The organism is Eleftheria terrae, from assembly GCF_030419005.1.
Lineage (GTDB): Bacteria > Pseudomonadota > Gammaproteobacteria > Burkholderiales > Burkholderiaceae_C > Caldimonas > Caldimonas terrae.
In genome coordinates this window covers 611714-634654 of the sequence record NZ_CP106951.1, presented here as the reverse complement: position 1 = coordinate 634654, position 22941 = coordinate 611714, and the positions used below count along the sequence as shown (strand labels likewise).

Annotated in this window: 20 protein-coding genes; 6 read left to right on the top strand and 14 right to left on the bottom strand. The window is 73.3% G+C overall.

Annotated features, from left to right (window positions below):
• The first annotated feature begins 118 nt into the window (after positions 1 to 118).
• Together N7L95_RS03035 and N7L95_RS03030 are read left to right on the top strand one after the other, a co-directional pair.
• Complete coding sequence (locus N7L95_RS03035; protein ID WP_301258336.1) at positions 119 to 1090, top strand: DMT family transporter; 972 nt, start codon at positions 119 to 121, stop codon at positions 1088 to 1090.
• Between the two features lie 2 nt (positions 1091 to 1092).
• Positions 1093 to 2271 (top strand): aromatic amino acid transaminase, encoded by a 1179-nt coding sequence (locus tag N7L95_RS03030; RefSeq protein WP_301258335.1) that lies wholly within the window; start codon positions 1093 to 1095, stop codon positions 2269 to 2271.
• Between the two features lie 31 nt (positions 2272 to 2302).
• On the opposite strand, the gene N7L95_RS03025 is transcribed toward N7L95_RS03030, so the two are convergent.
• Together N7L95_RS03025 and N7L95_RS03020 are read right to left on the bottom strand one after the other, a co-directional pair.
• A complete protein-coding gene (locus N7L95_RS03025) occupies positions 2303 to 3424 on the bottom strand; it encodes a DUF6421 family protein (protein ID WP_301258334.1) in 1122 nt (373 codons plus the stop codon).
• A 21-nt stretch (positions 3425 to 3445) separates the two neighbouring features.
• Positions 3446 to 4309, bottom strand: a complete 864-nt coding sequence (locus tag N7L95_RS03020) for a DUF6202 family protein (RefSeq protein WP_301258333.1) — start codon at positions 4307 to 4309, stop codon at positions 3446 to 3448.
• Positions 4310 to 4638: 329 nt separating this feature from the next.
• On the opposite strand from N7L95_RS03020, the gene N7L95_RS03015 reads away from it, so the two are divergent.
• Positions 4639 to 5565 (top strand): beta/gamma crystallin-related protein, encoded by a 927-nt coding sequence (locus tag N7L95_RS03015; RefSeq protein ID WP_301258332.1) that lies wholly within the window; start codon positions 4639 to 4641, stop codon positions 5563 to 5565.
• On the opposite strand, the gene N7L95_RS03010 is transcribed toward N7L95_RS03015, so the two are convergent.
• Positions 5553 to 6338, bottom strand: a complete 786-nt coding sequence (locus tag N7L95_RS03010) for a helix-turn-helix transcriptional regulator (RefSeq protein WP_301258331.1) — start codon at positions 6336 to 6338, stop codon at positions 5553 to 5555. The two genes, N7L95_RS03015 and N7L95_RS03010, sit on opposite strands and share 13 nt — an antisense overlap.
• A 138-nt stretch (positions 6339 to 6476) precedes the next feature.
• On the opposite strand from N7L95_RS03010, the gene N7L95_RS03005 reads away from it, so the two are divergent.
• Entirely contained in the window at positions 6477 to 6758 is a 282-nt protein-coding gene (locus N7L95_RS03005) for a hypothetical protein (RefSeq protein WP_301258330.1), read from the top strand.
• Between the two features lie 14 nt (positions 6759 to 6772).
• Here N7L95_RS03005 and N7L95_RS03000 read toward each other — a convergent pair whose 3' ends face one another.
• From N7L95_RS03000 to acpS, 7 genes are all read right to left on the bottom strand, one after another.
• The gene (locus N7L95_RS03000; protein WP_435870083.1) at positions 6773 to 7450 is read right to left on the bottom strand and encodes a DJ-1/PfpI family protein; all 678 of its coding nucleotides are present in this window, start codon (positions 7448 to 7450) and stop codon (positions 6773 to 6775) included.
• Positions 7451 to 7620: 170 nt separating this feature from the next.
• Positions 7621 to 9714: a TonB-dependent receptor family protein gene (locus N7L95_RS02995; protein ID WP_301258328.1), complete on the bottom strand. Its 2094-nt coding sequence runs from the start codon at positions 9712 to 9714 to the stop codon at positions 7621 to 7623.
• Between the two features lie 83 nt (positions 9715 to 9797).
• Entirely contained in the window at positions 9798 to 10166 is a 369-nt protein-coding gene (locus N7L95_RS02990) for a DUF2946 family protein (RefSeq protein ID WP_301258327.1), read from the bottom strand.
• 61 nt (positions 10167 to 10227) lie between these two features.
• Positions 10228 to 11649, bottom strand: coding sequence for a sodium:proton antiporter (locus N7L95_RS02985; protein WP_301258326.1), 1422 nt, complete (start codon positions 11647 to 11649; stop codon positions 10228 to 10230).
• A 91-nt stretch (positions 11650 to 11740) separates the two neighbouring features.
• Positions 11741 to 13540, bottom strand: a complete 1800-nt coding sequence (locus tag N7L95_RS02980) for an alpha/beta hydrolase (RefSeq protein ID WP_301258325.1) — start codon at positions 13538 to 13540, stop codon at positions 11741 to 11743.
• A gap of 7 nt (positions 13541 to 13547) precedes the next feature.
• The gene (locus N7L95_RS02975; RefSeq protein ID WP_301258324.1) at positions 13548 to 13805 is read right to left on the bottom strand and encodes an acyl carrier protein; all 258 of its coding nucleotides are present in this window, start codon (positions 13803 to 13805) and stop codon (positions 13548 to 13550) included.
• Positions 13798 to 14265 carry a holo-ACP synthase gene (gene acpS / locus N7L95_RS02970; protein ID WP_301258323.1) on the bottom strand — a complete coding sequence of 156 codons (468 nt, stop codon included), beginning with the start codon at positions 14263 to 14265 and terminating at the stop codon, positions 13798 to 13800. The genes N7L95_RS02975 and acpS overlap by 8 nt, the downstream gene beginning before the upstream one ends.
• A gap of 212 nt (positions 14266 to 14477) precedes the next feature.
• Here acpS and N7L95_RS02965 point away from each other — a divergent pair, with 212 nt between their 5' ends.
• Positions 14478 to 15434 (top strand): amino acid--[acyl-carrier-protein] ligase, encoded by a 957-nt coding sequence (locus N7L95_RS02965; RefSeq protein WP_301258322.1) that lies wholly within the window; start codon positions 14478 to 14480, stop codon positions 15432 to 15434.
• The gene (locus N7L95_RS02960; RefSeq protein ID WP_301258321.1) at positions 15416 to 16423 is read left to right on the top strand and encodes a galactose-1-epimerase; all 1008 of its coding nucleotides are present in this window, start codon (positions 15416 to 15418) and stop codon (positions 16421 to 16423) included. The genes N7L95_RS02965 and N7L95_RS02960 overlap by 19 nt, the downstream gene beginning before the upstream one ends.
• A gap of 119 nt (positions 16424 to 16542) precedes the next feature.
• Here N7L95_RS02960 and N7L95_RS02955 read toward each other — a convergent pair whose 3' ends face one another.
• Genes N7L95_RS02955 through N7L95_RS02940 form a run of 4 tightly spaced genes read right to left on the bottom strand, consistent with a single transcriptional unit; the run spans position 16543 to position 22898 of the window.
• Positions 16543 to 19470 carry a bpX6 domain-containing protein gene (locus N7L95_RS02955; RefSeq protein WP_301258320.1) on the bottom strand — a complete coding sequence of 976 codons (2928 nt, stop codon included), beginning with the start codon at positions 19468 to 19470 and terminating at the stop codon, positions 16543 to 16545.
• Entirely contained in the window at positions 19457 to 21331 is a 1875-nt protein-coding gene (locus tag N7L95_RS02950) for a hypothetical protein (protein ID WP_301258319.1), read from the bottom strand. Before N7L95_RS02950 ends, N7L95_RS02955 begins: the two co-directional genes overlap by 14 nt.
• A complete protein-coding gene (locus tag N7L95_RS02945; RefSeq protein ID WP_301258318.1) occupies positions 21328 to 21789 on the bottom strand; it encodes a bpX5 domain-containing protein in 462 nt (153 codons plus the stop codon). The genes N7L95_RS02950 and N7L95_RS02945 overlap by 4 nt, the downstream gene beginning before the upstream one ends.
• Positions 21786 to 22898 (bottom strand): AAA family ATPase, encoded by a 1113-nt coding sequence (locus tag N7L95_RS02940; RefSeq protein WP_301258317.1) that lies wholly within the window; start codon positions 22896 to 22898, stop codon positions 21786 to 21788. Before N7L95_RS02940 ends, N7L95_RS02945 begins: the two co-directional genes overlap by 4 nt.
• Between the last annotated feature and the right edge of the window lie 43 nt (positions 22899 to 22941).

The window sequence follows — 22941 nt, the reverse complement described above, 5'->3', positions numbered from 1 at the left end:
GGTCGATGGGCATAGAAGGCAAGCATTTTGCGGGGCGAAGTGCATAAAGTCACGGTCCATCGTCACGCTCACCGCGCTGCCCATGCCGTCCCATACCGCCGTTTGCACGGCGCCTGCCTTGGCGTCTTCCCCCTCCTTGCCAGCAGCCGTGGCGCCACCGACGCCGACCGGCTCCGGCCAAGCCGCGGCGGTGGCCGCGCGGCCCTGGCTGGGCTACCTGGCGATGCTGGTGACGCTGGCCATCTGGACCGGCTTCGTGCTGAGCATCCGGGCCATCGGCAAGTCGCCGCTGGCGCCGGCCGATGTGGCCTTGCTGCGCTTCGGCCTGCCGGCCCTGGTGCTGCTGCCCCTGCTGCCCGGCCGCTGGCAGCAGATCCGCGCAGTGCGGCTGCGCCATGTGGCGATGATCCTGGCCGGCGGCGGCCTGCCGTTCTTCTTCGCCGCGTCGGCTGGCGGCGCGGCCACCTCGGCGGCGCATGTCGGTGCGCTGGTGCCCGGCACCGCGCCGCTGTTCGTCGCGGCGCTCGGCGTGCTGCTGTACCGGCAGACGGTGGCCGGCAGCCGCCGCCTGGGCCTGGCGCTGATCGCACTGGGCGTGCTCGCCTTGCTCGCCACCTCCTTGACCGCGCTGCGGGGCCCGGCCCTGGCCGGCTCGGCACTGCTGTTGTGCGCCAGCTGCCTCTGGGGCCTCTACACCCACGGCCTGCGCCGTGCGGGCTTGGATGCGATCGGCTGCAACCTGCTGCTGTGCCTGCCCTCGCTGGGGGCGGTGGCGGCCCTGGTGGCGACCGGTGCGCTGCCGACCCAGCTGGGCCACTTCGGTTGGTCGCAGGCCTTGCCCTTCATCCTGCTGCAGGGGCTGGGCGCCGGGGTGGTGGCCGGCTTCACCTATGCGTTTGCGATCCGCCGCATCGGTGCCGAGCGCAGTGCCGTGATCGGCTCGCTGACGCCGGCACTGGCCTCGCTGGTGGCGCTGCCGGTGCTGGGCGAGCCGCTGGACGCCACCACCGTGGCCGGCATCGCGCTGATCACGGGCGGCGTCGTGTTTGCCAACCTCGACTTTTCCTCCACGTCTTCCAAGGGCCGCTGACCATGCTCGACCGACTGGCTTCCCCCGCCCGCGACCCACTGTGGGCCATCGCCTCCGAGTTCGGCGCCGACACCCGGGCGCACAAGATCGACCTGGTGGTTGGCGTCTACCGCGACGAGCACGGCCGCACGCCGGTGATGCAGGCGGTCAGCGCGGCCGAGTCACGGCTGGCAGCGCAGGCACCGTCCAAGTCCTACAAGGGCCTGGCCGGCCACCGCGAGTTCAACCGGCTGATGACGGCCCTGCTGCTGGAGCCGACCCCCGCCCATCCTCGTGCCGCCACGCTGCAGACGGTGGGCGGCACCGGCGCCTTGCGCCTGCTGGCCGACCTGGTCGCCTGGGCCCGGCCCGGCGCCACCCTCTGGATCGGCACGCCGGGCTATGTCAACCACGAGCCCATCGCCCGTGCGGCCGGGCTGGAAGTGCGGCACTACCCCTACCTGGGGCCGGACGGCCGCGTCGACGAGCCGGCCATGCTGAGCGCCCTGGCGCGCGCACGCACCGACGACGTCGTGGTGCTGCACGGTTGCTGCCACAACCCCAGCGGGGTGGACCTGGCGCCGTCGGCCTGGCAGGCGCTGGCCCGCCTGGTGTCGGAGCGCGGCTTGATCCCGCTGGTGGACATGGCCTACCTGGGACTGGGCGACGGGGTCGAGGGCGATCTGGCCGGCCTGCATCTGATGGCAAGCCAGGTGGAGCAGATGTTCGTCGCGGCCAGCTGTTCGAAGAACATGGGCCTGTACAGCGAGCGCACCGGCTGTGCGGTGGTGCTGGGCCGCACCGCGGCAGCAGCCGCCAGCGCGATGGCCGCGATGGAGCACCTGGCCCGCGCCAACTACTCCATGCCGCCCGACCATGGCGCGGCGGTGGCGGCGCTGGTGCTGGGGGACCCGGCCCTGCACAGCGTGTGGCGGGCAGAACTGGCGGCGATGCGCGAGCGCATCGTGGCCAACCGGGAAGCGCTGGCGGCCGCCTTCGCCGCCCGCTGCGACGACCCGCGGCTGCTGGCGCTGCGCGAGCATCGCGGCATGTTTTCGACCCTGCCGCTGCAGCCGGCGCAGATGGCCCGGTTGCGGCTTGAGCACGCGGTGTACGGCACCGACAGCGGCCGCATCAACATCGCCGGCCTGCGGGCCGGCGAGGCGGCCCGCGTGGCCGAGGCGGTGCTGGCCGTCGTCTAGCGTCTGGCCCCGCGGTCCGGCCGGCAACGCCTCACAGCCTCAGCCGCCGCTTGATGTCCTCGAAGAACGGCATGTGGCGATAGCGGCCCAGCAGGGTGTCATAGGCGGCATGTTCGTTGACGAAGCCCAGCAGCTGCTGCTGCACCCTGTCTCCGGGCTGCTGCAGGATGCCGCTCTCGATCGCATCCACCGTCGCAGCGAAATCGGCCAGCCGGTCTGGCAGCTGCCGGCACAGGTGCAACGTGCGGCCCACCACGCGGATGCCGCCCCGCCGCAGCAGGAAGTCGAACAGCACCTGTGACGCGACGGCGTCGTGGTTCGGCGTCGGTATGCCTTCGACGGCATGGCGCAACAGGCGCTCGGCCAGGATGAACTGATAGGTGAACTCGGCCTCGGCGGGCGCCAGGCCGCTGCTGCCGCCCAGGCAGCACAGCATGCCGGCAACGTCCACCCGCAGCTCTTCCAGCCCGGCCAGCGGCTTCAGGCGTTTCAGCGAGCGGGCGGCGCGCAGCCGCAGCGGGCCGGCATGGTGATGGTGCTCATGCAGCCGCACCCAGTGCACCGCGGCCCGTTGCACCTGCGCGCGACTGCAGCCGCGCAGGCGGGGCAGGTCGCCCTCGGCCACCACATGGCGCAACATCGGCTGGGTGACGCGGTGATGCCGCGCGATGAATTTGTCGATGAAATAGAAGACCAGGTCGTCGTCCCGATGCAGGTGGTCCACATGGTTCTCGGGGAACAGGGCCACCACCAGGCGGGGCGCGAAGCCGGCCGAGGCACGCTCGACCATCACCGGCGTGATGCGGCTGGGATAGCGCGCCGCCAGCATGTCGTCTTCCCACAGCGGGCGATAGCACAGCAGTTCGAGGCTGAGCGCCGGGAAGCAGGGCGTGTCGAACAGCGAGAAGATGCGGTGGTCGTCCTGTCGGTTGATGCGGGCTTTGGTGCGCCGCAGGCGCACCGGGGTGGCGTGTCGCAGGCTGTCGTCGACGTCGTCGAGGAAGGCCTGCACGGCCGGCTCCCGGCGCAGGCTGCGGCTGGCCTTCAGCCGCAGTGAGAGCCGGCGCAGCACCGGAATGTCGGTGCGCTCGCCGCGCGGCGGCAGCGTGGCGCGCAGGCGCTGGGTTTCCAGCAGCAGTTCGGGCGTCGTCATCGGGCGAGCAAGGGTGTTGATTCAGCGGGCCGACAGCGCGTGCTCGAAGTCGGCCAGCACGGCGGCCCAGCCCTTCACGAAGGCAGCTGCATGCATCAGCATGTCCTCCTGGCGGGCCGCGGTGTCGGCCAGCGCCGCCATGCCACTGTCGGGATCACGCATGCTGCGGCTGTGCACGGCCTCGGCCCGCAGGTGCGCGTCGATCCAGGCCAGGTCGTCGCGATGGGCGAAGACCTTGCGCCCGCCGGTGGCCACCCGCCCGAACACCCGCCGGAAGGCCACCGCGATGTCGAAGGCCATCAGCTCCATCACCCGCAGCTGCACCGCCACGCCGATTGCGCTGCGCGAGAGCGCCTGCATCTGCCGCAGCAACTCGTCCACCGCGGTGCTCGGCGCGGTGCCCCGGGCGCGCTCCGCCGCGTCGCAGCGGGCCAGCAGGGGAGCGACGATGCTGTCCTGCCACCACACATAGTGGATGCCGGCAATGCCGGCCGGCGCGGCCTTGCGAAAGGCCGGCAGGCGGTTGTTGAGGTCGTCGCCGATGGCGGCGTGCGCCGCCTGCAGGGCACGCAGCAGGCCGGGCCGCGGCTCGCCGCGTGAGGCCTCCTCGGCCATGCTGCCCAGGCCCTTGAGCGCGCAGAGCAGGAAGGCCCGGGCGATGTCGCGCCAGTGGTAGGCAATGCACAGCGCGGCCACCGGCGGCACCGCGTCGGTGCCACGCGCAGCAAGGAAGAAGCCGTTGCGGTTGGGGGTGAGGGCGGCCTGCTCGATGAACTCGCCGATGCGGCGCTCGATCAGGTCCGGCCGCAGTGCGGCATGGCCGCGCGAGCGCGGCAAGGCCAGGGTCGGCAGTTCACCGTCCGGGGATGGCACAAGGGATGTCATGGCGGCGCTCCTTCGCTGGGGCGTTGTGGCGGATGCGGGGGAATGGGCCGGACGTCGCGATGCTGCCTTCACCAACCGTCTGGCGTTGCTCTTGTCGGGAACAGCAAAGATAGGCGTTCCCTGTCCGAACAGGCCTGGAAGCGTTCACAGGGCACAGGCAGCGGCCGGCGGCCCGCGCGTGTTCCTGGTGACACGGTGGCCGCGGTGGCCCGGCCTTGCGCGTCGGGCGCCCTGCGGCCCGCGAGGGCCGGCGCCAGGCGGCGAACAGCGGCAGCGGGGCACCGTGGGCCGCCGGTGTATGCTGCGCCGGCATTTTTTCAAGGCAGGGCATGAACAGGAAGACCACGGTGAAGCACGTCATGTGGGCCAGGCGGGCCAGGGCCTGCGCAGCCGGGCTGGCCCTGGCGGCCGGGACGGCGGGCGCCGCGGCGGCCGAGGTGACCGTGTTCGAGCACGCGCGCTTCGAGGGGCGGCGCCTGGAGGCCGATGGACCGGTGGCCGATTTCGGCCGGCTCGGCTTCAACGACAGCGCCTCCTCGCTGGTGATCCGTCGCGGGGTGTGGCAGCTGTGCACCGACGCGCACTACCGCGGCCGCTGCGAGACCTTCGGGCCGGGCCGGTATGCCAGCCTGTCGGGCTGGCGCTTCAACGACCGGGTGTCGTCGCTGCGGCCGGTGGAGACCGACCCTCGCGGGCCGGAGCCGGCCGGCGAACTGCTGCTGTTCCGGCATGACGACTTCGCCGGGCGCCGCGTGGCGCTGGCCGGGCCGGAGGCGAATTTCGGCCAATTCGGGCTGAACGACGAGGTGTCGTCGGTGGTGGTGCGCGCGGGCCGCTGGCTGCTGTGCAGCGATGCCGGCTTCCGTGGCGAGTGCATCACGCTTGGCGCGGGCAGCTACCCCTCGCTGTCCGCCTATGGCTTGAATGACCGGCTGTCCTCGGCCCGGCCCGCCTCGCCGCACGAGCACGACGGCGGCCCGCCGTTCGGCGCGAGGGAGGTGGATGACGGTGCCGGCCATGCCGCCCGCTCGGCCTGCGCCCGCGCGCTGGGCGACAGCCTTGGCCGCGAGCAGCCTGGTGTGGAGCGCATCGAGCTGTTCGACGCCGAGGTGGAGCTGAGCCGCCTGTCGGCAGACGAGATCGGCGTGCGGGGCGCCGGCCAGTACGAGACACGCCGGGCGCTGACGCCGTTTCGCTTCCGCTGCCGCTGGAGCCTGCACAGCGGCGAGGTGACCTCGCTGCGCTACAGGGACTGAAGCTCGGGCCCGGCCTGTGTCTCGAAGAAGCGGCCCGGCGTGACGCCGAAGCTGCGGCCGAAGGCCTCGATGAAGGCGCCGGTGGAGTCATAGCCCACCGAAGACGCGACCCATTTCACCGGCCGTGCCTCGGCCAGCCACTGCAGTGCCTGCAGCAGGCGCGCCTGTTGTTGCCAGCGGCCCGGGCTGAGGCCGGTTTCCTGCTCGAAGCGGCGGCTGAGCGTGCGGCGCGGAATGCCGCTGCGCCGGCTCCAGTCGTCCAGCCCGCTGCGGCTCGAGGGGTCGGCCAGCAGGTCCTGGGCGAGTGCGAGCAGCCGGCGGTCGCGAGGCATGGGCAGGCACAGCGGCGCGCTGCGCGCATGCGCCAGCTCGTCGAACAGCACGCTGGCCAGCCGCTCGAGCCGGGCCCGCGCCTGCGCATCGCCGGCCAGGCCGAGCAGCCGCTCGACCAGGGCCTGGGCCAGCCCGTCGGCGGCATAGGCCTGCGGGGCCGATGGCATGGCGTGGCACAGGCCCGGCTCGGCGTACAGGCTCCAGCCGGCGGTGGCCTGCCAGCCAAAGGCGGCATGCGGCCGCTGCGGTGGAATCCAGCCGAGGCAGCCGCGTGGCAGCGCCCAGCGGGCCGATTCGGTGTGCAGCACCAGCAGGCCGCGGCGCACCGCGAAGAGCTGGCCTTCGGCATGGGCATGGGCGCCGGTGTGCAGGCCGGCCGCCGCGTCACGGTGCAGCAACTCGACGCGCAGGCCGCTGGCCGCGGTCTTGGAATAGGGCATGACGAGAAGGCAGAGCGTGGGCGGGTGCTGTCGGGGCCGCGCTGTTGGCCTGATCGATGAATCGGTCGGCATTATCTCCGCACCCTGCGGCGGGGCCGCTGCCTAGGATGAGGCCTTCACCACCGCAGAGTCGCTTCCATGAAACCTGAAGACATCCTCCCCGACACCGCCAGCCATGTGCAGGCTGGCGGCCACCATGTGCGCAAGGGCTCGGTCGGCGCCTTCATCGCCAACGCCCGGCGGATCGCCGATGCGTCCAGCACGCCGGCCGAGCGCGCCGCCGCCGAGGCCGACCTGCTGGCGTTGCTGCCCGGCCTGCAGGCCCTGGGCCTGTTCGACGTCTTTGCCGTGCAGCCGGGGCCGGTGCGCACGCTGGTCGAGCGCTGGCAGCAGGCACAGGGCGCCTTGCCACCGCGGTGAGCCCGGGCCGCGCTTCAGGCCGGTGGCTTGAGCCGCGCGCCGGCCTGCCGCGCCGCTTGGCGGGCCGCCTCGATGGCCGGCCGACGGCGTGCCAGCACCGCCTGCGTCAGCTCGGTGCCGGCCCGCTCGGGCGTGCCGGTCCCCATCGGCGGCTGCGGCGCGTATTCGAACACCAGCTCCTGCAGCCGCGCATGGCCGGCGCCACACAGCGCGGCCGACAGCGTGAGGGCCAGGTCGATGCCGGCGGTCACGCCACCGCCGGTGAGGCGGTTGCGGTCCATCACGACCCGTTCCTTCACCGGCCGGGCGCCGAACAGCGGCAGCAGGTCATGCACATACCAGTGCGTGGTGGCCCGGTGGCCCTGCAGCAGCCCGGCCGCCCCGAGGACCAGCGCACCGGTGCACACGCTGCTGACCCAGCCGGCTCGTTCGCCGCGCTGGCGCAGGAAGTCCAGCACTTCTTCGTCGCCCATCAGGGCGGTGCTGCCTTTCAGCCCGCCCGGCACAAACAGGATGTCGGGCGCGGGCGGCGCCTCGGCCAGCACGAGGTCGGGCAGCAGCTGCAGGCCGCTGTCGGCGACGATGGGCGTGCGCTGCTTCCACACCAGCCGCACCTCGGTGTCGGGCATGGATGCGAAGATGAGCTGTGGGCCCACCAGGTCCAGGGCCGTCATGTCGGGGTGGGCCAGCATGAGCACCTGGCGTTTGCGGCGGGGTGTGTCGCTGGCCGGCGCCGAAGCCGGCGTGGCAAGCGCGGCCGCCGGCGGGCTGGCCAGCGCCGGGCGGGAGCCCACCGCGGCGGCCAGGCCGGCTCCACCGAGCTGGCTCAGCCGGGCCAGTGCAAGGCGTCGGGCGGGGCGCATCATTGGAATCTCCAGTCGAGGCCGGCATAGACCGAGCGGCCATCACCGGGCAGGAACTGGGCCGTGTCCTGGCCACGTGCGTCGCGCACCACCCCGGTGGTCGCCGCGTACTTGCGGTCGGACAGATTGCGGCCTTCGGCGAACCAGGCGAGGCCGGGGCGCACCTCGCCGCTGGCTTTCAGCCCCCAGACAACATAGGACTTCGCCGCGAAGCTGCCTGCGAAGTCGATCGGGTAGCCGCCTGCCTCCTGCGCCTGCAGTGCCAGGCGACTGCCGCCGGCCAGGCGCCACGCCACTTCGGCGCGTGCGGTGTGGCGCGGCACACCGGGCAGCTGACGGCTGCCGTGGCTGGCGTCGTGGCGGAAGCGGAAGTCGTTCCACAGCGCGTTCAGCTGCCATTCCAGCTGCCCGGCCGGGCCGCGCAAGGCACGGCCGGCCAGGCCCAGCTCGAGGCCGCGGTGCCGGGTGCGCGGCGCGTTGACGGTGAGGCTGTCGCCACGGCTGTTGGTGGCGATCTGCAGCAGCTCGTCGGTGAGGCGTGCGTCGTACAGCGCGACATCCCATTCCATCGACTCGTGCCGCCCGCGGCTGCCCAGCTCCAGCGTGGTGGCCCGCTGCGCGCGGTTGAGGTTGGGCCGCGAGCCGCCGGCCAGCTCGCCGAACGAGGGCGGCTCGAAGCTGCGCGACAGGTTGGCATAGAACTGCAGCCCCGGCGCATGGTCCCAGCGCAGCCCCAGCTTGGGGCTGGTGGTGTGGTAGCGCATCTCGAAGCTCTCGCTCACCGGGTCGGCCGCGCTGCCGGCGACGAAGCGGTCCTGCAGCCGGCGCTTGGCGCGCACCGACTGCAGGCCGGTCACCAGGGCCAGCCGGGGCAGCAGGTGGTGCTGGTTCTCGACATACAGCTCCAGGTTGCGTGCGGTCTGGCGGCTGCGGTTGGTGCGCGCGCCGGGCTCGCCACCCAGGTTCAGGTAGCGGTCTTCGCCCGTCTTGCCCTCGCTGGCGGCCAGCCCCAGGGTGAAGCGGTTGCGCCGGCCGGCCAGGTCGGCCTCGTCGGTGTAGCGCGCTTCCAGGCCGCGGTCGTGGTTGCGCTGCTCGAGCACCTGGAAGATCGGATGGTGCAGCCGCTTCTGCGAGGCATAGGCGAACAGCTCGTACTGCCGCGCGCCGTCACGGTAGGCGGTCTTGTTGGACAGGCGGGTCCAGCGGATGTCGCGGCGCTGGTCGTCACGCAGGTTGCCGGCACTGGCCTGGGCCGGGTCGGCCTCCAGTTGTGCGCGCGTCAGGCTGCCGGGCAGCTCCGAGTCGCTGTGCACATGGCCCAGGTAGAAGCGCGTCTCGAGCTGCGGCGCCAGCTGCCAGCCGAGGTTGGCGAAGTGGCGCCGCGTGTCCTGCCGGGCATGCTCGCGAAAGCCATCCTGGCGAAACAGGCTGGTCGACAGGTAGTAGTCGAAGGCCCCCTGCACCTGCCCGGTGGACAGCTGCGCGCGGCGGTAGCCGTCGCTGCCGGCCTCGGTGCGCAGGCGCAGGCGGTCGGCGTTGTAGCCGTTGGGCGAGACGAAGTTGATCGCGCCGCCCAGCGTCGCTGCCCCGTACTGCAGGGCGTTGGCACCGCGCCAGACCTCCACATAGCGGGCCGACAAGGCCTCCACCGCCTGAAAGTCGAAGCTGCCGTCCGCCAGGTTGAGCGGCACGCCATCCTGCATCAGCTTCAGCCCGCGGCCGTGGAAGGTGCGCTGCAGGCCGGAGCCGCGGATGGACAGCCGCGCCTCCTCGGCGCCGAAGCGGGGCTGCACCAGCACACCGGTGGCGCTGCCCAGCGCATCGGCAAGTGTCGACACCCGGCCTTCGGTGTAGCGCGTGGCATCGAGCACCTGCGCGCCACCGGGGGTTTGCTCGATGCGCTGGCGGGCGGTCGGCAGGTCGGGCTGGGTGAGGGTGGAGCGGTCAGCCGGCTTGCGGCCAGTGACGACGACGGCGGGCAGCGGAGCCGCCTGCGCAGCAGCGGTGGCAGCGCCGGCCTGGGCGCAGGCGGCGGTCACGGCCCCGCACAGCGGCAGCACGGCCAGCGAGGGCCGCAAGGATGGAAGCGCCATGGCACTCTCCTGAATGAGACAGCGGACACCGGCCGCAGGGCCGCCCGCGAAGGGGGGCACCAGGCCGGAGGGAGGTCGTCAGCTCAGGTGTGCCGGGGCGGACCGCGAGAGAGTGGGCCCAGCCATTCGGCCTGCAGCACCCGCTCGCCGAGATGGGCGGTGGGCGCGATCGCATGCAGCCGGGGCAGCGGCGCCGGCACCGGCGGCAGGGCGGCCACCAGCCCGGCGCTGCAGCAGCAGTCCTGGTCGTGGCCCTGATGCTCGCCGGCCGGCTGCTCCTTCGGGTGCACGCGGGTGACACCGGTGGCGGTGCAGACCTCGATGCCAGCCGCCGCCAGGCTCGCCTGGTAGGCCGCCACCCAGGGCTGCCAGAACATCACCAGCGCCAGCCACAGCGCGAGCGCAAGGCGGCGGCCCGGCGGACGGGCAAGCGGTGAGGGCGGGGGCGGCATGGCGCGCGATTCTAGGGGGCCCGGCACACCTGCCTGCAACAAAGGGCAAGGCGCGTGCGCCTCAGCGCACGAAGAAGAGCAGCGTCAACAGCCCGAACAGCGGCAGCAGCACGGCAGCCGACCAGGCCATGTAGCCGAAGAAGCCGGGCATGCGGATGCCGCGGTCCTCGGCAATGGCCTTCACCATCAGGTTGGGTGCGTTGCCGATGTAGCTGTTGGCGCCCATGAAGACCGAGCCGGCCGAGATCGCCACCAGCACCGGTGCCAGCCCGGTCATCAGCTGCTGTGCATCGCCGCCGGCCAGGTTGAAGAAGACCAGGTAGGTGGGCGCGTTGTCGAGGAAGGACGACAACAGGCCGGCGGCCCAGAAGTACATCGACACCACCGGCTGGCCGGCTTCCCCGGTGACCAGCTGCACCACCGGCGCGAACGGCCCGTGCAGGCCGGCCTTCAGCAGGGCCAGCACCGGGATGATGGTGAGGAAGATGCCGGCGAACAGCCGTGACACCTCCAGCATCGGGCCCCAGGTGAACTGGTTCTGCTCGCGCGCCGCCCGCGGCGTGAGCGCCAAAGACAGCCCGATGACCAGCAGCAGGCCGCCGTCGCGCACCAGCTGCGGCAGGCCCAGCGACAGGCCGAACAGCTCGAAGGCCACCTGCGTCTTCCACAGCCCGCTCAGCAAGACCAGCCCCACCACCACGAGCAGCAGCAGCAGGTTGACGGCGCCCTCGATGCCGAAGCCCTGGGAGTCCGGTGTGGGGTCGTTCGGCAACGCGTCTTCCTTGCTGAAGTAATGGCGGTCCACCAGGTAGAACAGCGCCAGCAGCGCCGCCAGCATGAAGGCGGTGTGCGGCGGCAGGTGGACCGCGGTCCACGAGAAGTCCACGCCCTTGAGGAAGCCGAGGAACAACGGCGGATCGCCCAGCGGCGTCAACGCCCCGCCGACGTTGGAGACGATGAAGATGAAAAACACCATCACATGCGCCGCATGCGGGCGGTTGTCGTTGGCCCGGATCAACGGCCGCACCAGCAGCATGGACGCACCGGTGGTGCCCATCAGGCTGGCCAGCAGGGCGCCGGCCAGCATCAGCCCGGTGTTGAGCTGCGGGCTGCCGTGCAGGTTGCCGCGCAGGAAGATGCCGCCGGCCACGGTGAACAGCGCGGTCAGCAGGATGATGAAGGGCAGGTAGTCGGCCAGCAGCGCATGCGCAAGGCTGGCGCCGGCCGCATCGGCGCCGAAGCGCGCGGCATAGGGCAGCAGGAAGGCCAGCGCCCAGCCCGCCGTCACCTTGCCGTAGTGGTGGTGCCAGAACTGCGGCAGCAGCAAGGGCATCAGCGCGATCGACAGCAGCAGGCCTGCGAAAGGCAGCGCCCAGAGGGCCGACATCGCACTCGCATCCACCGCAGAGGCCTGCGCAAGGCCGGGCAGCAACAGCAGGGCAAAGGCGGCCAGGGCCCGCAAGCGCGGCAGGCGGTGCGTCATCGTCTCTCCAGGGGGTGGGCGTCGAAGGCGGCCGATTATAGGAAGGGCCGGTCACCGGCCCGGTCCATCGGGCCGCGCCCCGGTGCAGCCCTCAGGCCAGGGCAGGCGTCGGCTGGGGCTCGGGGGTGCCTGCCTCGGCCTGCGGCTGCAGGGTCAGGGCGTCGAACAGGGCCTGGCGCTCGGCGGCACGGCTGAAGGTGTGGTCGGCATCGGCGAAGCGGTGGATGTCGAGCTGCCCGGTACCGATCAGCCGCCGCGCGGTGCGCCCGCCCTGGCGGAGCAGCAGCTCCTCGCCGCAATCGCTGCCCGAGAACAGGGCCCGCAGTCGCACGCCACGCCGCGCCAGCAACTCGAGCTCGGCCGCCAGGTCCCTGCGCAGCGGCAGGCCCAGCCCGCGGGCGAGTTCGCGCCAGGGCGCGGCAGCACGGCTGCCGGCGCGTCGCACAAGCAGCCAGGCCAGGCGCCGCAGGTCGACCTGGCCACGCAAGAGCTTGCGCCAGCGGCTGAGATCCCACCGGCTGGCACGGTAGCGGGCCATCTCGCCAGCCACCTTGTAGTCGGGCAGGGCACTGTCTTCAGGGAAGAACTGGGTCGGGTTGATCGCCAGCACCGTGTCCACCGCCGCCCCCAGCACCGCGGCCTTGAAGCCATGGTAGGCACCGGAGCACAGGCCTGCCACATGACAGTGCCGGATGCCGGGCTGCGAGCGCAGCCACTCGAGCGCCGCCCGGGTGTCTGCCACGCCGCGCCCGGGATACGGCTGCTGCGCGGGGCCGCCTTGGGCTGGCTCGCTGTCGCCCAGGCCACCGAGGTCGATGCGCAACACCAGGTGGCCTTGCCGCGCCCAGCGCCGGGCCAGCTCGACCGACATGCGGTTGGGCCCGACCCGGCGCACCGCGCCGGCGTTCAGCAGCAGGAAGGCATGGCCGGACGCCGGCAGGTGGCTGGCGACGGTGCACACCCCGTGCAGCAGCGCCGCCGCAGCGTCGTCATCAGCCGCCTGCGCGTGGACGCCGGCGGGCACAGCGGCCGGCACGGCGACCTGGACCAGCCGCTCCAGCAGGCCGTCCGCCTCCGCCTGCTGGGCCATCACGAGCCCAGCGGGAGCGTGCGTGGCAGGCAAGCGCGCGGCCAGCGCCGCCAGCCAGTCCAGCGTGCGCTCGCAGACCGCCTCGGGCCGCTGGCTGCGGTGCGCGTCCTGCATCAGCCCACGCCAGCCAGGCAGCCGCTCGCACTGCACCGCCGCGCCGTGGCGTTGCAGCTGCTCGACCCAGGCCGGGCTGCCGGCGAGGTCGTCGCGCTCCACCAACAGCAGCTGCGGTGCCGGCGCATTGGGCAGCGCATCCAGCGCCAGGCTGGCCAGGCTGGCCTGGGTGGCCGCGTTCAGCTGGAAGCCGCCGGCTTCCAGCCGCTGTCCGGCACCGCTCGCCCCCAGGGCCTTCAGCTCGCGCAGGTAGGCCCGCCCCCGGCTGACCGGGAACAGCGCCACCAGCCCGGCGATGTCATCGCGCTGCACCGCCGCCAGCGCCGCCAGCGCGGCTCCCAGGCGCAGCCCGAGCAGCGCCACCCGTGGCACGCCGGACCGGCGGCGGGCTTCGTCCACCGCGTGGTGGACCGAGGCCGTCCAGGCAGCGATGCCGTCCGCCTCGCCAAGCTCGCCGGCGGCATCGCCGCAGCCCTGCGCATCGAAGCGCAGCACCGGCAGGCCCATGGCGGCCAGCCGCTCGGCCAGGTGCTTCAGCAGGTGGTGGGTCGCCAGATCCTCGCTGCCCCAGGCGCTGCACAACACCACCGCCAGCGAGGCGGCGGCCTGCGCGCCCGGATGCCAGACACCGTACAGCGGCTGGCCCTGCGGACCGAAGTAGAGGGGCGAGGCCGGCTGCGTCTTCACCGCGTCTTCACTGCACGCCAAGTTGCAGCAGGGCCTGGCGGATGCCGGCGATGCTGCCGAAGACCTGTCGCGTCAGCATCTCGTCGGGAAACTCGATCGCGAAGGCCTCTTCAAGCGCCAGCATCACGTCCACGCTGGCATGCGAGCTCATGCCGGCCTGGAACAGGTCGGCCGGCGCGGCCAGCCGGTCCACCGGCTGCGGCAGGCGCGCGTGTGCGGCCAGCACCGCGCGGATGCCGGCGTCGATGGCGTGCGCGTCACTCATGGAGGGGCACCGCGGCAGCAAGCGGGGCAGGGCCGGGCGAGAGGTCGGCGGCCACCACCGTGGCCACCGCATAGTCGCCGTCGTGGCTCAGGCTGAGGCTGATGTCGCCGCAGCCACTGGCGGCCAGGCGTTCGGCGGCCCGCCCGTGCAGCCGCAGCGTGCAGCCGCCGTCGGCGCTGCGGGCCACCTCGATGTCGCGCGGGCCGACGCCGGCCGGCGCCCAGCCGAAGGCCTTCAGGGCCGCCTCCTTGGCCGCGAAGCGGGCAGCCAGCCGCTGCCCGCGCAGGGCGGGCGCCTGGTCGGCGTCGGCGATTTCGGCGGCGGTGAACACGCGCTGCACGAAGCGGTCGCCGAAGCGCTGCACCGAGGCCTCGATGCGGCTCACCTGCACGACGTCGATGCCCAGGCGAAGCCGCGGATCGGGCAGGCAGGCGTTGAAGCGGGAAAGCGGGTGCGTCATCCGGAAATAGTGAATAAGTTCATGAATTACTTAACGTTCTGATGATATGGGCGACCAGCGCGCAGCCCGTGTGGCGAACACGCCGCACCCCCTCACTGAGGGGAGCGGGTATCCCCCAGCCCGGCTGCCCGCGCCCGCGGCAGCGCCAGACAATGACCGCCGACACAACACCCGGCGCCGACCACGGTGCCCCTTTCCGGGAGGCTTCCTGCATGAACGACGCTGACGATCCCGTCGCCTTCCACGATGCGCTGGCGGCGCACGGACTCATCCTGCCCACCGGCGTGCCGGGCGGCTATGGCCGCGGCGCGGTGTTCGAGGACATCCTGCAGCGCTTCAACGAACTGGTGAGCCGTGAGGCGGCGGACGATGGCGCGGAGTCGCTCACCTTTCCGCCAGTGGTGGCCCGCGGCCTGATCGAGAAGGTGGGCTACCTCGACAACTTCCCCCAGCTGGCCGGCTCGGTGCACAGCTTCTTCGGCGGGGAAGCCGAGGCCAAGGCGCTGTCGGCACGCGTGCAGGCCGGCGAGCGCTGGGAAGACCTGCTGGACATCACCGGCGTCATGCTGACGCCGGCGGCCTGCTATCCGGTCTACCCGCTGTTCTCGGGCCGGTTGCGGCCCGGTGGGCGGCTGGTGTCGGTGCTCAACTGGGTCTACCGCCACGAGCCCTCCGCGGAACCCACCCGCCTGCAGTCCTTTCGCATGCGCGAGTTCGTCCGGGTGGCGTCCACCGACGAGGTGGTGGCCTGGCGCGACGCCTGGCTGGAGCGCGCAATGCAGCTGCTGCAGTCGCTGGAGCTGCCGGTGGCCAGCGACGTGGCGGCCGATCCTTTCTTCGGCCGCGGCGGGCGCTTCCTGGCGGCGAGCCAGCGCGAGCAGCGCCTGAAGTTCGAGATCCTGGTGCCAATCGTCTCGCAGCAGAAGCCCACCGCGATCTGTTCCTTCAACTGGCACCAGGACCACTTCTCGTCGGTGTTCGGCATCCGCACCGCCGGAGGCGAGATGGCCAGCACGGCCTGCCTGGGCTTCGGGCTGGAACGGGTGACACTGGCCTTGCTGCGCCACCACGGGCTGGACCCGCTACAGTGGCCGGCCGGCGTGCGGCAGCTGCTGTGGCCGGACCCAGCCACCCCCCGACCTTCCGCACGATGCCCCACCACGTCCTGACACTCCGCCATCCCGACGGCCTCGAATTGACCCTGATGGACCAGGGCGCCACCTGGCTGTCTTGCAAAGTGCCCTGCGCGGACGGCCAGCGCCGCGAGGTGCTGCTCGGCGCCCCCGATGCCGCGGCCTACCAAGCCCAGACGGCCTACCTCGGTGCGACCATCGGCCGCTATGCCAACCGCATCGGTGGCGCCCGCATCTCGCATGCTGGGCGCTCATGGCAGCTGACGGCCAACCCCGGCTCGCGCCACCAGCTGCACGGCGGCCCCCAGGGCTTCGACCGGCGTCGCTGGCAGCTCGACGGCCATGAGCCCACCGCGGCCTGCCTGTCCCTGGTGTCCGAAGACGGCGACCAGGGCTACCCGGGCCGGCTGCAGGCGCGGGTGACCTACCGCCTGGCCGACGCCCGCAGCATCGAGATGGAAGCCGAGGCCGAGGTCAGTGCCCCCAGCCCGGTTTGCCTGACGCAGCACAGCTACTTCAACCTCGACGCCCGCCATGGCGACGTACGCTCGCACCGGCTGCGGGTGCCGGCGGCGCACTACCTGCCGGTCGACGCCGACCTGATCCCGCTCGGGCCGCTGGCGCCGGTGGCCGGCAGCGGCTTCGACTTCCGCCAGGCCAAGACGCTGCAGCAGGACTGGCTGCGCGACGAGCAGCAGCAGGCCAGCGGCGGCTACGACCACGCCTTGCTGATCGACGCGGCCGAGGGTGCCGCGCTGCAGCACCCGGTGGCTGAACTGCAGGCCGGCGACGGCGGCCTTGCGATGCAGCTGTACAGCACCCTGCCGGCACTGCAGGTGTATGCCGGCCAGTACCTGGGCGGTACCCCGTCGCGTGACGGCAGCCCCTATGCCGCCTGCGCCGGCATCGCGCTGGAGCCGCAGGTCCTGCCGGACAGCCCCAATCACCCGGAATGGCCACAACCCTCGTGCTGGCTGGTGCCCGGGCAGACCTACCGGCAGCTGATCCGCTGGCGCTTCGCCTGACACCGCACGGCACCGAGTGCTCTCACCGTGCGGCGCAGGGGCGCGCGCAAGCGCTGTGTCGGCGGGAGCCGCGCCGGGGCGAGGCGGCCATCACCTTGCCGCAAGCCGTGCGCCCTGGCTCACTGCAGCGCGAAGCTGCGCGTCTGGCTGCAGGCGGTGTCGAGCTGCAGCAGCCGGCCCTGGTCGTCGAACAGCAGCCAGGCGTCGCCCTGCTGGCGCAGCCGCAGCTGGCTAACGGCCGGCCAGCAGCAGGTGGCCACGACCGCACCGTGCTCCAGCTCGATGAGCTGCAGCACGCGCTGGTCGTCCTGTGCACTGTCACGCCAGTCCAGCCAGGTCCAGGGTTCGCCCGGCCAGATCTGCAGCGCGGTGGCGGACACCGCCGGCCAGGGCAGCCGGGCGATCACGGCATCGCCAGGCAGGCGCCACAGCAGCTCCGACGGCGCCTCCTCCCCAGGACCGAACTGGAAGTCGATCAGCCCGCGGGTCGGGTGCAGCACCCGCACGCCGGGCGCGCCGAGCAAGCCCGGCACCGGGTCGCGCGAGGCCAGCAGCCGGCTCGGCTGGCGATAGCGCCACAAGGCCAGGGTGCCGTCGTCCGCCTGCAGCACCACCTGCTCCAGCACTGGCGTCATGGTGAGGGCCGCCACCCGGCCTGGCAGGTCGGCCACCTGCCACAGCACGTCCTGAAGCGAGCGGGTGGTGTCGAGCACTTGCAGGCAGCGGCCGCGCCCCACCGTCCAGGCGACGCCGTCGAACTCGGTGGCCATGTGATCGAAGGCGGCCAGCCCCAGGTCCGTCACCCGCCGCCGCGGCAGCTCCAGGCGGCTGACGCGCCAGACCTCGTCGCGGCGCGCCAGGGCCAGGGCCACCTGGCCGCTGTGCGCCAGCACCAGGCGCTCGGCCGGGGCAGCGAAGCGCGCCAGCACCGTGCCGACAGCATCCACCATCGCCACGCCGGCCTCGCCCAGGGCCAGCAGGAAGCGGTTGTCAGGCAGGCAGGCAGCGTCGGCGATCGCATGCGCCCCCGCTGCCGGCGGCTGGCAGGCCAGCGGGCGCCCGCCCGCACGCAAGGGCTGGACGCTGGCGCGCGGCCAGTCGCCGGCCGGCAGGTCGGCCTGCAGCAGCGGGTCGCCGCTGAGGGCCAGCAGGCGCTGCAGCTGCTTGCGGTCGAAGCTGCCGCGGCCGAGTGCCTGGTCGGCCAGCAACTGCGGCAGCACGGCGGCCGCGAGGCCCCGCACCGCCTCGCGCGGCTCGCCCAGCGCCAGCAACTCGGCGGCCAGCGCCGCACGCTCGGCATGCAGGCCAGGGTCGTCGCGCAGGGCAACCACCCGCACCGCGTGCAACTGCAAGGTCTCCGGCTGCAACACGGCGCGCTGCACCAGGGCCCGTGCCGCCAGCACGCCGCCGGCCGCTTCGGCCGCCAGCAGCCACTCGCCGGCTTGCGCGCGCAGCGCCTCGACCGGCCACACCGCTTCCACCGCGGCCAGCCACAGGCCGCGCTGGGCCAGCGTCTCGCCCCATTCCTGGCGCAGGCGGCGCGCCACGTCGGGCCAGCGCGGCTCGAGTTGCAGCACCGCGTTGGCGAAGGCGTTGTCGCGCCGGGCCACCGCGACCGCGCGGCGCCAGTCGCCGGCCAGGCAGTGCAGGCGCACCAAGGTGGCGGCCGGGCGGTCCCAGGCCAGCGCCAGTTCGGCCGCCTGGCTGTAGCGTTGCAGCTTCTCGAGGTAGTCGAGCGCCTCGTCGCGTGACTGCAGCAGTTCGGCGAGCACGAACACCGCCTCGTCGTGTCGCCCGGCCCGGTCCAGCTGCTCGAAGCTGCGCCGGTAGAGCGCGCGCAGGCGCTCCTGCAGGTGGTCGCCGAGATGAATGCTGGCAGCAGCCAACGCGGCCTGGCGGCCCAGGTCGAGCGTCTGGCGGCGGCCCGGCGTGCCGAAGGCCTGGCCCAGCGAGCCGGCCTCGTTGCCCAGCGGCAGCGCGTGGCGCAGCGCTTCGTTCAGCTCGCCACGCTCGAACAGGTCCATCATGCGGCGCAGGTAGGCCGCCTGCTGCCGTCCCAGCACCCGCGCCAGCTGGGAGGCCACGGCCAGCCGCGCCAGCCACTCGCGCCAGCGCTGCGGCATCGCCTGGGCCAGCCGGCGCCGCGGCAGCGTGTCACCCGGTGTCCGCCCGCTGCGCGCCGGCGTCGCTGTGCCCTGGCGCGCCGGCGCCGACTGCCCGGCAGCCACCCACTGCGGCGGTGCACGCCGCACCGCCCGCAGCGCGAGCAGGCCGCCCACCAGTACCGCGAGCAGGAAGGCCATGACGGCCATCTCGACCGGCGCATCGCCGCCCCCGTCCGTGCAGCGGGCCAGCAGCACCCCGCCCAGGCCGGCAGCCACCAGGGGCCACCATCGAGGCCTGCCGCCGGCCGAGGGCCTTGCCGGCCGGTCGTCCACGGCCGCAGGCCGCGCCGGCGCTGCCCGCCCGGCCTGCGGCCTGTCCCCGCGGGAGCGGGCCAGGGCGCGCAGGAAGGCCTGCTGCTCGGCGCTCGCCGGCGGCACCCCGGCGCCCAGGATGTCGCGCACCGGCCGCGGCCCGGGCGCCAGCAGCACCGGCGGGCCAAGCGCTTCGCGCAGGTCGAAGGTCTCCAGCAGGGCCAGCTCCTGCACCGTTATCCAGCGCGCGGGGTCGAGCGGCGTGGCCTGTGCCAGCTGCAAGGCCAGCACCTCGCCGCCCAGCACGATCCACACATCGGCCGGCGCCAGGCCGGCCGCCTCGCCCTCCTGCAACGCGGCGGAGCACAGCGTGGCGCCTTCGCGCCGCAGCGCCCAGCCGGGCAGGCCTTCGCACACCTGCTCGCGCGGCTCGGCGTAGCGCAGCAGGTCGCCTTCGGCAAAGCGCCATGCGCTGGCGCCGGCTTGCCAGGCGGCCAGCAGGCGGGCGGCGCGTGCGGCCTCGTCGAACCAGTCGGCAGGGAACCAGAGCCCGGCCACCGGCTGGCGGCCCTGCAGCAGGGGCCGCCGCACACGGGCGGCGGTCGGGAAGGGCCGCTCAGCCGGCGTCATGAACGTCCTTCGCGCCGGGGCTGACGAAGAGCAGCAGCGTGCGCTGCGGCGCCGAATAGGCGATGAGCTGGTGCTTTTCGGTCAGCATGGCAATCAATCCGGTGTGGGGGCAGACGCTGCACTGTTTCAACGGCGCGGGCGCGGTGTAGAGCAGCTCGCTGCCGTCCGGCTGCTGCAGGTGGATGGCGGTGCGGTCGGGCGATTGCAGCAGGAGGGCGTAGCGGTCTTCGCCTGCCATCCACACCAGGCCGATGGCGCGCCAGTGGGGCGCGAGCTTCACGTCCAGCGCATCGAAAGGCTCGCCGGCCGCGCGCCGGGCGGGGTTCAGGCTCGGGCGGTGGATGCGCCAGCTTTCCTGCGTGCCGGTGGCCGTTCGCACGGCACAGGCGCTGTCCGCCTTGGGCGACGGCTGGGCAAACAGCACCGCAGGCGCCGCGGAAGGCGCCGGGCACAGTGGCAGGCTGGCCTTGATGTTCGGACCCCGCACCTGGAGCCGGCGCAACCAGAGCCGCCCGGCGGCCTCCACGACATAGGCGAGCTGATGGTCATTCAGCTGCACGCAGGCCAGCACCTCGCGGTCGACCACTTCCATCCCGGCCCCCGCGGCCGCGAACCGCCTGCCGTCGGGCGGGCACTCCTCGGCGCTCCAGGCGACCAGCCGCCGCGATCGGTCGACCACGCAGAAGCGCTGCTGCCGGCCGTGGCGCAGCCAGGCCGACGGCAGCCAGGAGCCGGTGCCCGGCGGTGCATCGAAGTCCTCCACCGGTGGCCGCGGCCGCACGTCCAGGCCGGGCACTTGCCAGAAGAACAGGTGGCTCGCATCGCTGAACAACGCCCCCGCCTGCTTGCCGGGCAGGGTGACCGCCAGCGGCTCCGCCCCTTTCGCCCAGCGCTGGTCGCGCGGCTGCGCCGGCTTGCGGTCGGCCACCCGGGGCACGGCATAGATCGTGAGCCCCCGGCCGTCCAGCCGGGGCACGGCCAGGTGCTTGCCCTGCAGCGAGATGATGGGAGCGCGTTGCATCGACAGCCGCTCGCCCGACTCCACATGCAGGGCACCCGCCGGCGGCGTGTCGCTGAAGCGGCCGCGCAGCAGCCGCTGGGCCGGCCCGGCCGCCGGCAGCGGCAGCGCCAGCCGACGTTCGCCGTGCGGGCCACGCACCGTCACGTCGAGCGCCTCGCCGCCCAGCCCGCGCGCCAGGTGCACTTGATGGCTCGGCGCCGGCGCGCGGCCCGGCTGCAGCGCGGGCGGGCCGATCAGCCAGCATTCGCGCAGGCCCGTCGCCTCCTGCTGCAGGTGCGCATGCCAGGCCACCCAGTGTTCCGGCCCCGCCGGCTCGAAGCGGCGCTGCTCCAGCAGGCGCCGCAGGTCCTGCGATGTGGTGGCAGGCAGCAGCGCCCCGGGCTGCTGCAGCACCCCCCAGCGCAGCTCGCCGCCGGCCTCGGCGGCACGCCGTGCCAGCAGGATCCACAAGGCCAGCTGAGCCAGGCGCGGCGCGCCCAGCTGCAGCGGGCCGCTGTCGAACAGCGCCACGATCAGCCGCTGGGCCTGCCGGGCGCGCGGGTGGGGGCTGAGGAAGAGGTGTTCGCCAGCGGCGGCGCGACGCGTGAACTCGTCCGGCAAGGCGTCGGCCAGCAGCCATTCACTGGCGAGCAGCCGCTCATAGGGGCCGCGGGTGCGCAGGTCGCCGAGGCCGTCGGGCCATGGCTCGCCGCCCAGGTCCTGGCCGCGGAAGCTGCCCAGCAGCGGGTGCAGGCACTGCAGCAACCGGCCCAGCTCGACGGCCAGCTCCGGCCCGAAGTCGCTGAGCCAGCGGCGCCACGGCTGCAGGCTCGGCGGCAGGGGGTGCGAAGCGGTTGTCATCGGGGCTGCCGCCATTGCTGCGCCACCCGCGCCAGCAGCGCCGGCCCCACCGGCAACTGGCGGTCCAGCGGCACCACCGCCAGCGGAGCCGGCCACAGCAGCAGAGGCGCCCGGCCGAAGCGCTGCTGCAACGCACGGGCGATCAGGTCGGCAGGCAGCTCCGGCTCGGACAACAGTGGCAGCCACAGCTGCGGTGCCTCGGCACACGGCGCGGCATAGGCCACCCCCTCCACCCACGGCAACTCGGCCGCCTCGCCCGTCACCACCAGCAGCTCGCCACCGGCGGTGGCCGACAGGCTGGCCTGCTGCGTCGCCGGCAGCCGGCCCAGCCGCTGCAGCAGCTGCCGTGACACCTCCCGCCCCCAGGCCACCGCGGCGCGCGGCCGCTGCTGTGCCTCGCGGGCGCGCCAGCGCCAGCCGCCGGCGGCCGCGGCGGCAAGAAGCGGCGGCGGGTTCATCCGGCGAGGGCCAGGCGCTCGCCCAGTTGCGCACGCAATGCAGCGAGCTCAGGCGGCAGGGTGGCGGCGGTGAAGTTCGCGTCGATCTCGCGCAGCAGCGCTTCGGCAGGCGCTGCACCGGCTTCGGCCGCCAGCCAGCCACGCGCCGCCTCGGCCAGGCGGGCGGCCCGCGACAGCGGCTGCTGGCTCGCTTCCTCCACCGCGGCGAACAGGTGCGGATGGCTGGCCGCGGCCAGCAGCTCGCGCAGCACCTCGCGGGCGCTGTGCTGGGCCTGCTGCGTCGGCAGCACATAGAGCAGTGGCCAGAGGTCCGCCTGGCCCGCCTGCAGGCGGCCGGCCAGCACCGCCGCTGCCGCCACCAGGCGCTGCGCCTTGACGATGCGGCGGTCCGACAGCGCGATGCCCGCCTGCCGCAGCAGGCGGATGGCCTGCGCCAGTGCCGGGCGGGCGGCGTCCAGCTGCACATGCTTGAGCTGCTGCGACAGCAGGTCCAGCTGCTGCAGCGCGCCTCCGGCGGGCAGCGGCGCCTGCTCGGCGGCCCAGCCGCCGGCCAGCAGGGCCTCCAGCTGGTGATCGGCCACCGGCTCGACGAAGGTGTGCAGCAGGAAGCGGTCGCCGAACGCGGCCAGCGCCTCGTCCTCCGGCAGCGCGTTGGCCGCGCCGACGCACACCCGCAGCGGGCAGTCCAGCTGGGTGTGTCCGCGGCGGAAGCGGCGTTCGTTGAGCACGCCCAGCAGGGTGTTGAGGATCGCGGTGGAGCCGAGGAACACCTCGTCGAGGAACGCCACCTCGGCCTGCGGCAGCATGCCGGTGACGTCGGTCTCCACGCTGCCCTCGCGCAGCTTGCGCAGGTCCACCGGCCCGAACAGCTCGGATGGTTCGGTGAAGCGGCCCAGCAGGTATTCGAAGTAGCGCCCCCCCAGGGCCTGCGCCACCCGGCGCACCACCGCGCTCTTGCCGGTGCCCGGTGGCCCGACGACCAGCAGGTGTTCCTGGGCCACCGCCGCCAGGACGATCAACTCGGCCAGCTGGTCGCGGCCGACCAGGCCGGCGGTGGCGGCGCGAATGCTTGTGCGCAGCTGGCGGGCGGCGTCTTGCAAGGGGCTCATAGCGATCCGGGATCCGGGAAAACAAAAGCGGCGCAGTGTGTCA